This window comes from Nocardia sp. NPDC059236 (assembly GCF_042754085.1).
GTDB lineage: Bacteria > Actinomycetota > Actinomycetes > Mycobacteriales > Mycobacteriaceae > Nocardia.
This window is the reverse complement of sequence record NZ_JBHZAF010000002.1, coordinates 531,109-545,201: the sequence shown is the minus strand read 5'-3', so window position 1 is coordinate 545,201 and position 14,093 is coordinate 531,109. Positions and strand designations below refer to the sequence as shown.

The following is a 14,093-nucleotide window of genomic DNA, read 5'->3' as shown; positions in this document are numbered from 1 at the left end:
GTTTCAGAATTTGCCACCGACCCGAGCGAGAGGGGAGCCCCGTGACCGCAGCCACCGGGACCGCCCGCCCCGGCCCCGGCCGACCCCGTGACCCGCAACTGGATGCCCTGGTGCTCACGGCGACCCAGGAACTCCTGGTCCGCGACGGCTACCAGGCCACCACCATCGCGGCCGTGGCCCGGCGTGCCGGAGTCGTCACGACCTCGATCTACCGCCGCTGGCCCGGCAAGCGCGCCCTGGTGGAGGATGCGATCTTCGCCCTGGACACCGAGAATCACCCGGTTCCCAGCGGCGACCTGCGCGCCGACCTACTGGCCTGGACGCGCCTGTTCCTGAATGCCGCCGCGCACCCGGCGGCGCGCTCGGCCATCCCCGGCCTGCTCTCGGAGTATCACGACGATCGGGAGAGCTACCGCCGCCTGCTCGACGGCGGTGAGCGGCCGACGATTCAGGCACTGCGCGAGCTGCTCGTGGCCGCTGCCGAATCGGGTCAGGCGGCCGGCGCCTGCGATGTCGAGGCGATCTTCGAATTCCTGCGGGGTGCGACCCTGATGCGCGCGCTCACGCACGGCACCGAGGATGCCGACAACTTCAGCCGCCGCATCGCGGACGCGCTGCACGCGGTCGCGCAAACTCCCACGTCAGAGTAGGCCCCACCAGTAGATCAGGCAGGCCAGCACGAAGACGACCACGGTTTCCATCGGCAATCCCAATCTTCTTGGCGCACTTACCTACATGATGCCGTCTTCCGGGCGGACAAGGCCACAAATCGGACGAACAAGATCGCTAATCGTTAGCCTGCCACACAAAGAACCCGCCCAGTCCGACACCCCTCGTGGTCGGACTCGGCGGGTTCTGCGCTGGCCTACCACCCCCTTCGCGGTAGGCCATGTTCCCAATTGAGTACCGGTTGGTTGGTTTGCTGTGGCCGACCCGCCACCCCTCGTAGACGGGTCGGCCCCAGCGTTCCCGCCCCCGGATGGTGGCTCGTTGGGTCCGCCGGTGCGTTCCGGCGTTGACACAAACGATGCCGAGCCGCGCTTGGCACGGCCTTAACAAGATCTTGTAATTGCGAAAATGCCTGCTGATGGGCAGTTTTCGTGGACTGCGGAAGTTCAGGAGTGCAGCGCGGTCACCAGGTCGGCGATGGCGGCATCGGTGACCTGGTAGCCCGGGAAATAGCAGCAGACGCGAGTGGCGCTGTCGCCGAAGCGGGTACGGATCAGCTCCGCGCATTCGACCGGTGTGCCGCTGACGGTGAGCGCGTCCACCATCGGGTCCTCGATGAGCCCGGCCATCTCCCGCCACCGCCCCTGCTTCGAGAGCAGGTTCAGCTCGGGTTGCAGCTCCGCCCAGCCTTCCACCTCCAGGACCGGACGGTAGGCGGGCGTGGAACCGTAGAACGCCAGCAGGTTTCGCACCGCCCGGCGCGCCTCGAGCAGTTCTCGCTCCGAATCGCCCATGGCCACAATGGCTTCCACGATGATCTCGAAGGGCCGCGGTGAGTCTCCGAGCCCTGTCGCGACGGCCGCCAGTGTCCGCTCCCGGAAGTGCCGCTCGGTATTGAACGGCATCACCAGCAGTCCGTCGGCCACCTCCGCCGCCATGGTCGTCATGCGCGGCCCCAGTGCGCCGACCAGAACCGGCGGCGCCCCATGGGGATTCGGTCCCGGATCGAACTGCGGTGTCATGAGCGTGTGCTGCCAGAACCGGCCGCGGTAGTCCAGCCGCTCCCCGTCCTGCCAGGCCCGCAGGATCGCCTGCACCGCCAGCACGGTGTCGCGCATTCGCTCCACCGGCTCCGACCAGGTGCTGCCGTAGCGCCGCTCGATATGGGTCCGGATCTGACTGCCGAGCCCGAGCCGGAACCGCCCGCCCGACAATGACTGCAGATCCCACGCGGTGTGCGCCAGATGCATCGGGCTGCGCGGGAACGCCATGGCCACATTGGTCATGATGTCGACGCCGGATGTGGCGGCCAGTGTCAAGGGCAGGAACACGTCGTGCGCGCCTTCGAAGGTGAACACCCCGTCCACCCCGAGCTCGCGCAATCGCGCTGCGCGGGAAGCCGATTCGGCGAGCGGCGCGTTCAGCCAGATATCGACGGGCAGGGACACCGTGACTCCTCCTGATACGAGAAAACAACAGCCCCGGGCCGAGAGGTAGTAGGCCCGGGGCTGTTTCGGGTCAGCGGTGGTCGTGATCCGCTGACCCGCGCGGGGGAGCTACCAGGGAAGTAGCAGCACTCCTCCGCGGGCTTGTGGTCAGCCGATGAATTCGGCCGCCTTCTCGCCGATCATGTAGCTCGGCGCGTTGGTATTGCCGCCGGTGATGCTCGGCATGATCGAGGCGTCGGCCACGCGCAGGCCCTCGATGCCGTGCACCTTGAGCGTCGGGTCGACGACCGCGCGCTCGTCCACACCCATGCGGCAGGTGCCGACCGGGTGGTAGATGGAGTGCACGCGGTTGGGCAGCTCGCGGCGCAGCGCCGTCTCGTCCGCCCACTCCTGGCCCGGGAAGAAGTTCTCGGTGATGTCGCCCGCGATGCTCTTGTGCGACATGACCTCCCGGATCATCTTGATGCCCTCGATCAGGAACTCGGTGTCCCACGGGTCGGTCAGGTAGCCCGGGTCGATGAGCGGCGAGGCGAACGGGTCGGCGGAGGCCAGCTTCAGTTCGCCGCGGCTCTTCGGGTAGATGAGGCTGGGCATGACGGTGAGCGCCGGGCGGCGGTCCACCAGGTGCAGCTTGTCGGCGTCCTGGTTGGGCGTCGGGTAGCTCCACGGCAGGGTGTGGATCTGCATGTCCGGGTGGTCGCCCTCGGCGAACTTGGTCTTGACGAAGCCGGCGGCCTCGAAGACCGTGCGGCCCATGAAGGAGCTGCCCGGGTTGCGCATCTCCTTGAGGATGCCGCGCGCGAAGTAGGTGGGGATGCCGCGGTGGATGGCCTTCTTGGACACGAAGGTCATCGGCACGAACAGGTGGTCGTGCAGGTTCTGGCCGACGGGCAGGTCGGCGACCACCTCGATGCCGAGGTCGCGCAGGTGTCCGGCCGGGCCGATGCCCGAGAGCATGAGCAGCTGCGGCGATCCGATGACACCGCCGGAGACGATGACTTCCTTGGCGGCGCGCACGATGCGGCGCGTGCCGTTCTTCTCGGCGATCTCGACGCCGGTGGCGCGGCCGTTCTCGATCACCACGCGGGTGGCCTGCACGTGGGTGAGCACGGTCAGGTTCGAGTTCGGCATGTTGGTGATGAAGCCGCGCGAAGAGCTGTAGCGCACACCGTCTTTCACGCTCTGCTGGAAGACCGAGATGCCTTCCTGCGACGCTCCGTTGTAGTCCTTGATGATCGGCGCGCCGAGGGTCTCGGACGCGGCGGTCATGAACTCCTCGGAGATCGGGGTGAGCTCGCGGGGGCGGGTGACCTCGATCGGGCCGCCGGTGGCGCGGTAGTCGTCCGCGCCGTCGACCCAGTTCTCGAGGCGCTTGTAGGCGGGCAGGACCTCGTCGTAGCTCCAGCCGGTGTTGCCCTCGGCGGCCCAGGAGTCGAAGTTGGCGCGGTTGCCGCGCACGTAGAGCATGCCGTTGATGGAGCTGGAGCCGCCCAGCACCTTGCCGCGGGTCATCGGGATCAGCCGGTCGTTGGCGTGCTTCTGCGGGACCGAGTACTGCTTCCACGCCACCAGCTTCTTCAGCTGCGGAACCGTGTGGACCATCGAGATCATGCCGGGGCGGGTGACCAGCTGGGTGTTGTCCTTGCGCCCGGCCTCCAACAGGATCACGCTCGCGCCACGCTGAGCGAGCCGTCCGGCCAATACTGCACCGGCGCTGCCCGCGCCAACGACGACGTAATCGGCTTCGGACGTGGAGCCCGGGGAAGCGGTCATATCAGTTACCTCATCTTCGAGTGTGCCTGGCATCACTGTAGAACAAGTTCTAGTCTGCCGACACACTGGACATGATGTCCAGTCACAAGATCGACTTCAGGGCGGGTTGAGCGATCTTGTGGGCGCGGCGGGTCCTCGTTGAACATGTTGCAGATCCACTGTTGCGGGATAACTGCTCCGCGGGGCGTGCGGGAACCGGGGGATCGGAGGCCGGAAACGCTGCCCAGCCGCGGGTCGGCATGGTTCAATTTCTGTGAAACACGTTCCAATTTCGTGATCATAGCGGCACCTTGCCCGAGGAGGAACAGTGTCTGTTCCGTCATTACCGGCCGGCTTCGATTTCACCGATCCCGCGCTCTGGGCCGACCACAGCCCCGCCGAGGAGTTCGCACTGCTGCGCCGCACCGCGCCGGTCTGGTGGAATGCCCAGACTCCCGAGCAGGCCGCACCCATGGAGGACGACGGGTACTGGGTGATCACCCGCCACGAGGATGTCAAGGAGATCTCCCGAAGACCGGAACTCTGGTCCTCGAATCGCAAGGGCTCCATCATCAAAATGCCCGCCGACTCCGAACCCGAACAGCTCGAACTCGGGCGCGAGGCGCTGCTGGTGAATATGGATCCGCCCAAGCACACGAAGATCCGGCGCATCGTCTCCAAGGGATTCACCCCGCGCGCCATCGAGGGATTGCGGGCCGCGCTCACCGAACGCGCGGCAAAGATCGTGCGGGAGGCGAAGGCGAGCGGCGGCGGCGATTTCGTCCAGCAGGTCGCGTGCGAGCTGCCGCTGCAGGCCATCGCGGAACTGCTCGGCGTGCCGCAGGACGACCGCCACAAGCTGTTCACCTGGTCCAATCAGCTGCTCAACTACGACGATCCGGAATTCGCGGGCAACAATATGACCGCCAATGCCGAACTGCTCGGCTACGCCTACAACATGGCCGAACAGCGCCGGGCCCGCCCGGTCGGCGATATCGTCTCCCAGCTGGTGACCGCCGATGTGGACGGTGAGGCCCTGGGTTCGGACGAGTTCGGATTCTTCGTCATCCTGCTGTCGGTGGCGGGCAACGAAACCACCCGCAATGCCATCGCGCACGGCATGAAAGCCTTTGTGGACCACCCCGATCAGTGGGCGCTGTACAAGGAGCGCCGGCCGCGCACCGCACCCGATGAAATCGTGCGCTGGGCGACGCCGGTCTCGGCCTTCCAGCGGACCGCGGTGCGCGACACCGAAATCGGCGGGCAGAAAGTTCTGGAGGGGCAGCGGGTGGGGCTGTTCTACAGCTCCGCCAACTTCGACGAGGAGGTCTTCGACCATCCCTTCGAATTCGATGTGGAGCGCGATCCCAATCCGCACGTCGGATTCGGCGGGACCGGAAACCACTTCTGCGTGGGCGCGAATCTGGCACGGCTGGAGATCGACCTGATGTTCAATGCCATTGCCGACGCCATGCCGGAAATCACCGAGGTCGCGCCGCCGCAGCGGCTGCGGTCGGGCTGGATCAATGGGATCAAACACTGGCAGGTGAGCTACTCCTGAACCGGTGACCTCATCGAACTCGTTCTACCATTCGTGTTTGTGACCAATCTTCGCGAAATTCCGCTGCGCACGCTGACCGACAAGCCCACCACACTGGCCGAACTGGCCGGCGACAAGGTCGTGCTGCTGGTCAATGTCGCCTCCGAGTGCGGGCTCACCCCGCAGTACACGGGCCTGGTCGAACTGCAGCAGACCTACGGGCCGCAGGGCTTCACCGTGGTCGGTGTGCCGTGCAACCAGTTCATGGGCCAGGAGCCCGGCACCGCCGAGGAGATCGCGGAATTCTGTTCCGCCACTTACGGGGTGGACTTCCCGCTGCTGGAGAAGAGCGAGGTCAACGGCGAGGGCCGGATTCCGCTGTACCAGGAGCTGACCCAGGTCGCGGACGCCGTCGGCGAGGCCGGGGACATCCAGTGGAACTTCGAGAAGTTCCTGATCGGCCGCGATGGCGCGGTGCTGGGGCGGTTCCGTCCGCGCACCGAGCCGAAGGATCCGGCCGTGGTCTCCGCCCTCGAGGGCGCGCTGTAACTCAGAGGGCTCCCTGTAGCTCAGCTCAACGACGGCCGTGCCCGGCGGCGGTACCGCACCGCGCACGGCTGTTGCAGCTGCACCACCATCTTGGAATGGTCGTTGCGGTAGCTGTCCGATGGCTGCGCGAGCTCGAATTCCCAGTTCCGCAGCAGGATCGAGAAGATGGCCTCGAGCTGCATGAGCGCGAACGCAGCGCCTACGCAGCGGTGGCGGCCCGCGCCGAAGGGGATCCAGGTCCAGCGGTTGGCCAGATCCGCCTGGTTCGGGTCGAGGTAGCGGCCCGGGTCGAAGCGCTCGGGATCCGGGAAGTCCTCCGGGATCCGGTTGGAGACAGCGGGACTCGCGGCCACCAGGTCGCCGGGATCGATACGGTGGCCGCACACCTCGAACTCCGCGCGCGCCACCCGCATGAGAATGATGAGCGGCGGGTGCAGGCGCAGGACCTCCTCGAGGACCGCCTCCAGATTCGGAATCCGGCGCAGCGCATGGAAACTCACGTCCGCGCCGTCGGCGTAGAGGGTATCCAGTTCGGCCACGACCTGCGCCAGCACCGGTGGGTGCCTGAGCAATTCGATGATCGTCCAGGCGGCCGTCCCCGACGTGGTGTGGTGCCCGGCGAACATCATCGAGATGAAGATGCCGGTGACCTCGCTGGGCGAGAACCGCGGCCGGCCCTGCTCGTCGGGGACCGACACCAGCACGTCGAGCAGGTCCCGATCGTCGGTGCCGGCAAGCGGTTTCAGCTCCGCAGCACGCGCAGCGCGAATTTCTCCATGCGATCGGCGATCTCGGCGTAGGACACATAGCCCATGCCCGCGCGCACCAGTGCGCCCGCGTAGATCATTTCGAGTGTTTCCACGAGTTCGGGATCGGCGTCCGCGCCCAGTGCGTCGATCAATCGCCGCCGGATCTCGCCACCGATCCGCAGCCGCAGATGTGCCACATCCGGATCGGTCCCCAGCAGCGCGGCGGTCACCGCGCCCGCGAGGGTCGGCTCGTCGGCCAGCAGCAGCGCGATCTGCCGCAGTACCGCCAGCACCCGTGCGGTCGAATCGGCGCCCTCCGCGGCGGGCGGCTCGGTGGCGGCCAGCCGACGCCAGAACATCTCCGCGACGAGGTGTTCCTTCGATGAAAAATACGTGTATGCGGTGGCCGTGCCCACACCGGCCTGTGCCGCCACCATGCGCACGGTGAGCCCGGCGAACCCCTCCCGCGACAGCACATCCATGGCCGCCCGGGTCAGACGGTCCACGGTATCGGCCTGCTTCTCGGTGAGCCGCCGGCGAGTGGCCTCCATGCTCACCGCAGGGCGGGCGGAAAGGGGATCAGACACGTGTCCGGATGCTACTATGGCCGAGCCCGCCGAGCAACTCGCGGTATGCGCGAACCGTATGAATGAGGGCGCATCGGAAAGGCTTTCGAATGAACCGCATCGCGCTCCAGGTCACCGCGCGCGAGATGTCGGCACTGATCGAGCGGATCAACAGAACGTGGCCGGTCGACGAGGCTCGCGCATTGTCAGAGGCCGCGCACGCATATGCGGGCAAGGGCGTCATTCTGGAAGTCGCCGCTCGCGCCGGCGAGGCTGCGCCGGGCAATCACGACGAGGCCGCGCCGGGTGATTACGACAGCGAGGTTCGTGGGTGGCGTACGCCGCTGCGTCTGCTCCTGATCGCCGAACCGGGCTCCGATGCCGCCGCCCAGCTCGCTTACGACGACTGGGCTCATTGGATCGCGGGTGGCGGGCTCCTCGTGCTCAGCGACGCCGATGCCCTCTATCGCCGAGTCGCGGCCGGAGGGAAGTTCCGCGAGCTCGCTGCGGTCGGAGCGCTGCGAATCCTGCAACGGACCGCCGCCTGTAATTAGACCGCGCGCGGCGCGAATCCTATTGTTTGCCAGAGATTTTCAAGGCGTGTCTCGGTTATCCTGATTCCGTGTCTTTTGATTCGAAACGATGATCGAATCTATGAGTGAATCAACTGGTGAGGGCTTCGCTGCCATGCAGGTGGTGGAGCGACTCCGTGTGGTGCACTCGATGATTGCTGCGGCCCAGGCCGAAGAGGTCGAGTTGATGACGCAGCTGTATCGGCTGCGGCGCGAGCAGCAGTTGGAGCTGGGGGTCGGTGCGTTGTATGCGGGGGAGGATGCGGCCACCGAGATCGGGATCGCGCTGAAGGTGTCGCAGCGGTCGGCGGACGGGCTGATCGCGCTCGGTCTGGGCTTGGACAACCGATACGGCGGTACTCGCGAGGCTTTCGCCGATGGGCGGATCGACCTGCCACGGGTGCGGGCGATCAGTGAGACGCTGGCCAATGCTTCCGAGGATCTGGTCGCGGAGTTGGAGTCGCGGATCGTTGCGTATGCGGAAAATGCTGAGCCGCAGCGGGTTCGGCGGACCCTGCGGCGGTGGCTGCTGGAGGCGGATCCGGCGGGTCAGGCTGCGCGGCGCAAGTCCGCCGAGGCGGACCGGTATGTGAAGGTCACCGCGGCCGATGACGGCACCGCGCTGCTCGATGGGGTGCTGCCCGCCGCTGGTGGGCAGGCGCTCTATGAACGGTTGCGGGAAATGGCGACCACCCAGTGCTGCGGGAACGACCCGCGCACCACCAATCAGCGCCGGGCTGACGCGCTGGTAGCGCTGGCAGACGGCCGCGGTCGGCTCACCTGCGAATGCGGGCGCGCCGACTGCCCCCGCACCGATGCGGGTGAGCCGCCCCCTGCGGCGCGCAAAGCCCTTGTGCAGGTCTGGGTTTCGGCGGAGACACTGGCCGGTCTGCAGGACAACCCGGCGCTGCTCGCGGGTCTCGGCGCGATCGATGCCGACCTGGCCCGCCAGATCGCACGGCATGCCCGCTTCGACATCATCACCGGCCCGGCCGCTCGGCCACCCGCACCCGCGGCACGGCCCACTGATTCCGAGTTGCGATACCGCCCTGCGGCCCGAGCGGCCAGGCGAGTTCGCGCTCTCGACGGTGGTTGCCGCGCACCGGGCTGCGGGGTTCCCCCTGCCGGAACCGATCTCGACCATCAGGATCGATTCGATCACGCGGACCCCGAAAATGGCGGCCGCACAATCGAGTCCAATCTCGGCTGCCGGTGTCGTCGCCACCATCGACTGAAGACACTCGCCGACAATGGAGCCAATGGCTGGCAGGTCGTTCATCATCCGGACCGGAGGGTCGAATGGCGCACGCCCTCAGGTGGTTCGGTGATCACTTCCCCGGAAGGTGCGAAGTTCCTGTTCCCGGCGCTGGCGGTGCCGCCGGTCACCGCTCCCGGAGTTCCGGATGCCGAACCGATTCGGCCCCTGATCGATCCGGGCCCGGTGGTCAACGCCATGACCGAAATCGTCCACGTGTATTGCACGCCGGAACAGCGGCGGGCGGTACGTTCACACGCTGGGACCTCCCGCATCACTATGTGATTCAGATGCATGAGGCCAGGTAACTCCGGGGAAGACAACCAGGGTGGATGACTGGCAACTGGATTCCTCGCGCGGTGATGCACCGGGAAGTGTGGTTGCGTCGCCTGCCCTACCGGACTTTCGCTGACGCGGCTTGGGAGCCGTGACCTCGGTTCCGGCCCACGGACTGCACGGATCACCTTTTAGGACAAAAGAAAACAAAACAATGCCGTTGCGTCCCTCTCCCACAGAGACCGACCTCCGCGCCCGGCGGTTTGTTGCGGGCGGGGAGGTCGGTGTTGCTCTGGGCTGCGAGTGGGATGGGTCAGGGGGTGGGGGTGGTCAGGCCCAGTGGGGCGAGTTTGCCTGCCAGGCGGTCGAGGTAGGCGAGGACGTCGGGTTCGGGTTTGTCGGGGAGGCCGTAGAGGACGTCGGTGACGCCGGCTTCGGCCCAGGCCGAGAGCTTTTCGGGGTCGGGTTTGTGGGCGAGGGCCACCACGCGGGGGGTGCCTTCGCGGCCTGCTTCCTGCCAGTGCTTCATCAGCAGGGTGGTGGCGGCGGAGACGTCGGATTCGTAGGGGGTGGTGATCCAGCCGTCGGCGGAGCGGGCGATCCACTTGAAGGTCTTCTCGGTGCCGCCGGCGCCGATGAGGACGGGGATGTGGGATTGGATCGGCTTGGGCCAGGCCCAGCTGGGGCCGAAGGAGACGAAATCGCCGGAGTAGGAGGCTTCGTCCTCGGTCCAGAGGGCGCGCATGGCTTCGATGTATTCGCGCAGCACGGTGCGGCGCTTGTTGCCGGGTACGCCGTGGTCGGTGAGTTCGTCGGTGTTCCAGCCGAATCCGGCGCCGAGGGTGACGCGGCCGCCGGAGAGGTGGTCCAGGGTGGCGATGGTCTTGGCGAGGGTGATGGGGTCGCTCTCGGTGGGCAGCGCTACCGCGGTGGACAATTCGATGCGGGAGGTGACCGCGGCGGCCGTGCCGAGCGCCACCCATGGGTCGAGGGTGCGCATGTAGCGGTCGTCGGGGAGTTCGGCGGTGCCCGTCTGGGGGTGGGCCGCGTCGCGTTTGACGGGGATGTGGGTGTGCTCGGGGACGAAGAAGGAGTCGAAGCCTCGATCTTCGGCGGCCTTGGCGGCGGCCGCGGGGGTGATGCCGCGGTCGCTGGTGAACAGGACGATGCCGAATCGCATGGGGGACGGCTCCTTTCAGAGCTGCTTGGCGGCGGAGACGCCGGCGCGGCGGCCGTAGAAGCTGCCGTCGCCGAGGGAACAACCGGAGGCGTAGCCGCCGGCGCAGATGCCGGAGGTGACGCGGCCTGCGGCGTACAGGCCGGGGATGGGTTCGCCGGAGACGTGGAGGACTCGGGAGTCCAGGTCGGTGCGCAGGCCGCCCAGGGTGAAGCCGCCGGTGTAGCCGCGCAGGTCGTAGGCGCCGAGCGGGGTGCGGATGGGTTTGACCCACTCGGTCTTCTTGTGCAGCAGCGGATCCTCGCCCTGCTCCGCGTGGTGGTTGTAGAGGTCGACGGTGGCCTGCAGGGTGTGCTCCGGCAGGCCCATCTCGCTCTCCAGTTCGGCGACCGTCTCGGCCACCCAGGTCGGCGCGGTGCGCAGGAACGACAGCGAGGACTTGCTCTCCATCGCCTCCTCCAGCGCGAGTTCGTCGATCACCAGGTACGCCTGATTGCCCTGCTCCTGCAGCACGGCCTGACCCATGCGCCCGGCGTAGGTGTCCTCGGTGATGAAGCGCTGCCCGCGCCCGTTCACCAGGATCCCGCGCGCCACCACCTGCGGGTCCACCACCAGCGCGACCTCGGTGGCGTCCATGTGCGCGAGATCCGCGCCCAGCGCCTGGGCGACCCGGATGCCGATGCCGTCGTGCTCCTCGACGGTGGCGGTGGGCCGGCCGGAGATCTTGGGTGCGTAGCGCTGCACCATTTCATGGTTGTAGGCGAAGCTGCCGGTGGCCAGCACCACGCCGCGCTCGGCGCGCACGTGTACCGGCTTGCCGTAGCGGGTGGCGGCCACGCCCACCACGCGCCCGGTCTCGTCGACGATGAGCCGGCGCAGGCGCACGTCGTATTCGTGTCGTACGCCGAGTTCGTCGGCCTTGTGGGCGAGGGGCTCCATCAGCATGTAGCCGCCGCCCTTCTCGCCCAGTTTCTTGTCCTTGGTCCAGGCCAGGTGACCGCGCGGCGCGGGCGGGATCGAGTCCTTGAAGGGTGCGGCGTTCTCGCCGCCGGAGTACATCAGGCCCTGGTCGCCGGGCGGCTCGTAGCCGGGCTCGCCCCAGAATTCCTCCTTGAACGGAACGCCCTGGGCGACCAGCCAATCGAAGTGCTCGATACTGCCCTGGCAGTAGTCGTGGATCTTGGCCTTGTCGACGCCCGGGCCCAGGGCCGCAGTGAGGAATGCCTCCATGTTCTCGGCGGTGTCCTCGAAGCCCAGTTTCTGCTGCAGCGCGGTACCGCCGCCGAGATAGATGAAGCCGCCGGACATGGCGGCCGCACCGCCCCAGCCGCCGGTGCGTTCCAGCACCAGGACGTCGGCCCCCGAGCGGGCGGCCTCGATGGCCGCGCACACCCCGGCGATGCCGAAGCCGACGACCACGACATCGGCCTGGTCATCCCAGGTCTCGACCTCGCCGGCCAGAAGCGGTCGGACGCTTGCGGTTTCCGCCATTGTCTCTGTATTCCTCACTGCGGGTTGGGATTACTTCTTCTTGTCCTTGGCGAGCGTCTTGCGAATGACGCCGTCCAGCTTGGTGGCCGCGGGCCAGCCCACGTAGTGGGCCAGGAACACCGCGATCTCACGCAGCTGATCGGCGTCGAGCTCGCCATTGCGCAGGGCCGCGCCGACCTGGATCTCGGCGATCTCCGAATGTCCCTGCGCCGTAATGGCGCCGAGCAGCAGCAGCCGCCGGTCGCGCAGCGACAGGCCGGGCCGATTCCAGATATCGGCGAACAGGTGATCGACGGTGACCTCGAAGAACGGATCACCGGCCAGGTTCGGCAGATCGAACCCGTACACCTCCGACATCTTCTTCAGGCCCTGCTGCCGCTGCTCGGAGGGACTCTGCTCCGCTGTCATGACTGCTCCTTCGCGATCGTTCCGGGCCCCACACCGAGCCCGTCACCCAGGTCGTGCAATGCGCGCCGCGCCAGCGGCAGGTCGACATCCAGCCGCCCGGCCAGATCCAGCGCCAGCGCCAGATCCTTCTCGCCGAGGTCGCGGACGTGGCCGAGAATCGGGAACCAGAAGTCGTCCGCGGCGACCGGCGCGGTGGTCTTGCGCAGCATGATCGCGCCGGGCCCGCCGGTGTGCGAGTCGGAATGCCGGACCACCTTGCCGAGCGCGGCGATGTCCAGCCCGCCCGCCTCGGCCAGTCGCTGCGCCTCCGACGCGGCGGTGAAGGCGACGAAGTGCAGCAGGTTGCGCGCCAGCTTCATTCGCGTGCCCGCACCGACCTCGCCGGCGTGGATGACCAGGGATCCGAAGCGCCCGAACGGTTCCCGCACCGTTTCGAAGGCGGCGGCACTGCCGCCCACCATGACCGCGAGCTCCCCGCGCTGCGCGGCCGGCGCCCCGCCGCTGATCGGCGCGTCCACGAATTCCACGCCGTGCGAGGCGCATTCGGCGCCGAGCTCGACGGCGGTGCGGTCGGAGATGGTGGAGTGCACGGCGATGACCGTGCCCGGTTTCGCGGTCTGCAACACCCCGTCGGGGCCGGTCACGACCGAGCGCACCTGGTCGTCGTCGAGGACCACGACCGAGACGACGCCGCAGCGCTGCGCCACCTCGGCGGCGGTGGCGGCGGCCGTCGCGCCCGCGTCGGTGAACGGCTGCACCGCGTCCGGCCGCATATCGCACACCACCAGCCCGCCCGGCCAGTCGACCAGGCGCTGCGCCATCGGCGCGCCCATATTGCCGAGTCCGATGAACCCGACCGAGATTTCCTGATTCGCACTCATGGCCGGAAGACCTGCCCCCCATCGACATTGAGCACCTGACCGGTCACCCACGCGGCATCGTCGGACAGCAGGTACAGGCACGCCCCGACCATGTCCTCGGTGGTGCCGAGCCGCTTGAGCGCCATCTGCTGCACCAGCTGATCCACGAACTGGTCCGGCACGATGCTGCGGGTGGCCTCGGTGTCGGTGGGCCCGGGCGCGATGGCGTTGACCCGAATCTTGGAGTGCCCCAGCTCGTGTGCCAGCTGCTGGGTCAGGCTGTTGATGCCCGCCTTGGCCAGTCCGTAGAACCCGGAGTAGGTCCAGGCCGCGGTGGACGACTGATTGACGATCGACCCGCCGCCCTCGGCCGCGATGTGCCGGTACACCGCGCGCGTCATGTTCAGCGCCCCATCGAGATTCACGGCCATGAACTTCTTGTAGTAGTCCCACGGCACGGTCAGCAGGATGTCCAGCTTCATATCGCCGTAGATGGCGGCATTGTTGACCAGGTGATCGATGCCGCCGAACTCGGCGACGGTGAAGTCGGCGACCGCCTTGGCGGAGGCCGGATCGGCCACGTCGACCTGCGCGAAGACCGCGACGCCGCCGCCGGCGGTGATCTCCTTGGCGACGGCCTCGCCCAGTTCGCTGTTGAGGTCGGCGACAACCACTTTCGCGCCCTCGGCGGCCAGCGCCCGTGCGTAGGCGGCGCCGATGCCGCGCGCGGCGCCGGTGACGATGATCGACTTATCGGTGAATCGGTTCATGTCAGTTCTCC

General features: G+C 67.5%; 13 protein-coding genes and 1 pseudogene. 5 read left to right on the top strand and 9 right to left on the bottom strand.

The window, feature by feature from the left end; all coding sequences use genetic code 11:
• Positions 1-41 precede the first annotated feature (41 nt).
• Positions 42-650, top strand: a complete 609-nt coding sequence (locus tag ACFXIV_RS07675) for a TetR/AcrR family transcriptional regulator (protein ID WP_379393356.1) — start codon at positions 42-44, stop codon at positions 648-650.
• Positions 651-1,115: 465 nt separating this feature from the next.
• Here ACFXIV_RS07675 and ACFXIV_RS07670 read toward each other — a convergent pair whose 3' ends face one another.
• Together ACFXIV_RS07670 and ACFXIV_RS07665 are read right to left on the bottom strand one after the other, a co-directional pair.
• Positions 1,116-2,111: a TIGR03617 family F420-dependent LLM class oxidoreductase gene (locus ACFXIV_RS07670; RefSeq protein ID WP_379393624.1), complete on the bottom strand. Its 996-nt coding sequence runs from the start codon at positions 2,109-2,111 to the stop codon at positions 1,116-1,118.
• Positions 2,112-2,264: 153 nt separating this feature from the next.
• The gene (locus ACFXIV_RS07665) at positions 2,265-3,890 is read right to left on the bottom strand and encodes a GMC family oxidoreductase (protein ID WP_379393358.1); all 1,626 of its coding nucleotides are present in this window, start codon (positions 3,888-3,890) and stop codon (positions 2,265-2,267) included.
• A gap of 307 nt (positions 3,891-4,197) precedes the next feature.
• Here ACFXIV_RS07665 and ACFXIV_RS07660 point away from each other — a divergent pair, with 307 nt between their 5' ends.
• Positions 4,198-5,430: a cytochrome P450 gene (locus ACFXIV_RS07660; RefSeq protein ID WP_379393360.1), complete on the top strand. Its 1,233-nt coding sequence runs from the start codon at positions 4,198-4,200 to the stop codon at positions 5,428-5,430.
• Positions 5,431-5,493: 63 nt separating this feature from the next.
• Complete coding sequence (locus ACFXIV_RS07655; protein WP_379393626.1) at positions 5,494-5,958, top strand: glutathione peroxidase; 465 nt, start codon at positions 5,494-5,496, stop codon at positions 5,956-5,958.
• A gap of 20 nt (positions 5,959-5,978) precedes the next feature.
• Here the strand turns inward: ACFXIV_RS07655 and ACFXIV_RS07650 are convergent.
• Both ACFXIV_RS07650 and ACFXIV_RS07645 read right to left on the bottom strand, forming a co-directional pair.
• A pseudogene (locus ACFXIV_RS07650) lies at positions 5,979-6,731 on the bottom strand (cytochrome P450); the annotation flags it as partial.
• Positions 6,701-7,264 carry a helix-turn-helix domain-containing protein gene (locus tag ACFXIV_RS07645; RefSeq protein WP_364621588.1) on the bottom strand — a complete coding sequence of 188 codons (564 nt, stop codon included), beginning with the start codon at positions 7,262-7,264 and terminating at the stop codon, positions 6,701-6,703. The gene ACFXIV_RS07645 and the pseudogene ACFXIV_RS07650, both read right to left, overlap by 31 nt.
• A gap of 119 nt (positions 7,265-7,383) precedes the next feature.
• Between ACFXIV_RS07645 and ACFXIV_RS07640 the strand changes: the two genes are divergently transcribed.
• Positions 7,384-7,827 (top strand): hypothetical protein, encoded by a 444-nt coding sequence (locus tag ACFXIV_RS07640; RefSeq protein WP_379393362.1) that lies wholly within the window; start codon positions 7,384-7,386, stop codon positions 7,825-7,827.
• A 100-nt stretch (positions 7,828-7,927) separates the two neighbouring features.
• Complete coding sequence (locus tag ACFXIV_RS07635) at positions 7,928-9,385, top strand: DUF222 domain-containing protein (protein ID WP_379393364.1); 1,458 nt, start codon at positions 7,928-7,930, stop codon at positions 9,383-9,385.
• A 304-nt stretch (positions 9,386-9,689) separates the two neighbouring features.
• Here ACFXIV_RS07635 and ACFXIV_RS07630 read toward each other — a convergent pair whose 3' ends face one another.
• Genes ACFXIV_RS07630 through ACFXIV_RS07610 form a run of 5 tightly spaced genes read right to left on the bottom strand, consistent with a single transcriptional unit; the run spans position 9,690 to position 14,082 of the window.
• On the bottom strand, positions 9,690-10,556 hold the full coding sequence (locus ACFXIV_RS07630; protein WP_379393366.1) for an LLM class F420-dependent oxidoreductase: 867 nt from the start codon (positions 10,554-10,556) through the stop codon (positions 9,690-9,692).
• 15 nt (positions 10,557-10,571) lie between these two features.
• Positions 10,572-12,044: an FAD-dependent oxidoreductase gene (locus ACFXIV_RS07625; RefSeq protein WP_379393368.1), complete on the bottom strand. Its 1,473-nt coding sequence runs from the start codon at positions 12,042-12,044 to the stop codon at positions 10,572-10,574.
• 30 nt (positions 12,045-12,074) lie between these two features.
• A complete protein-coding gene (locus ACFXIV_RS07620) occupies positions 12,075-12,452 on the bottom strand; it encodes a carboxymuconolactone decarboxylase family protein (protein WP_379393370.1) in 378 nt (125 codons plus the stop codon).
• On the bottom strand, positions 12,449-13,333 hold the full coding sequence (locus ACFXIV_RS07615) for an NAD(P)-dependent oxidoreductase (protein ID WP_379393372.1): 885 nt from the start codon (positions 13,331-13,333) through the stop codon (positions 12,449-12,451). Before ACFXIV_RS07615 ends, ACFXIV_RS07620 begins: the two co-directional genes overlap by 4 nt.
• Positions 13,330-14,082, bottom strand: a complete 753-nt coding sequence (locus ACFXIV_RS07610; RefSeq protein WP_379393374.1) for an SDR family oxidoreductase — start codon at positions 14,080-14,082, stop codon at positions 13,330-13,332. The genes ACFXIV_RS07615 and ACFXIV_RS07610 overlap by 4 nt, the downstream gene beginning before the upstream one ends.
• Positions 14,083-14,093: the final 11 nt, after the last annotated feature.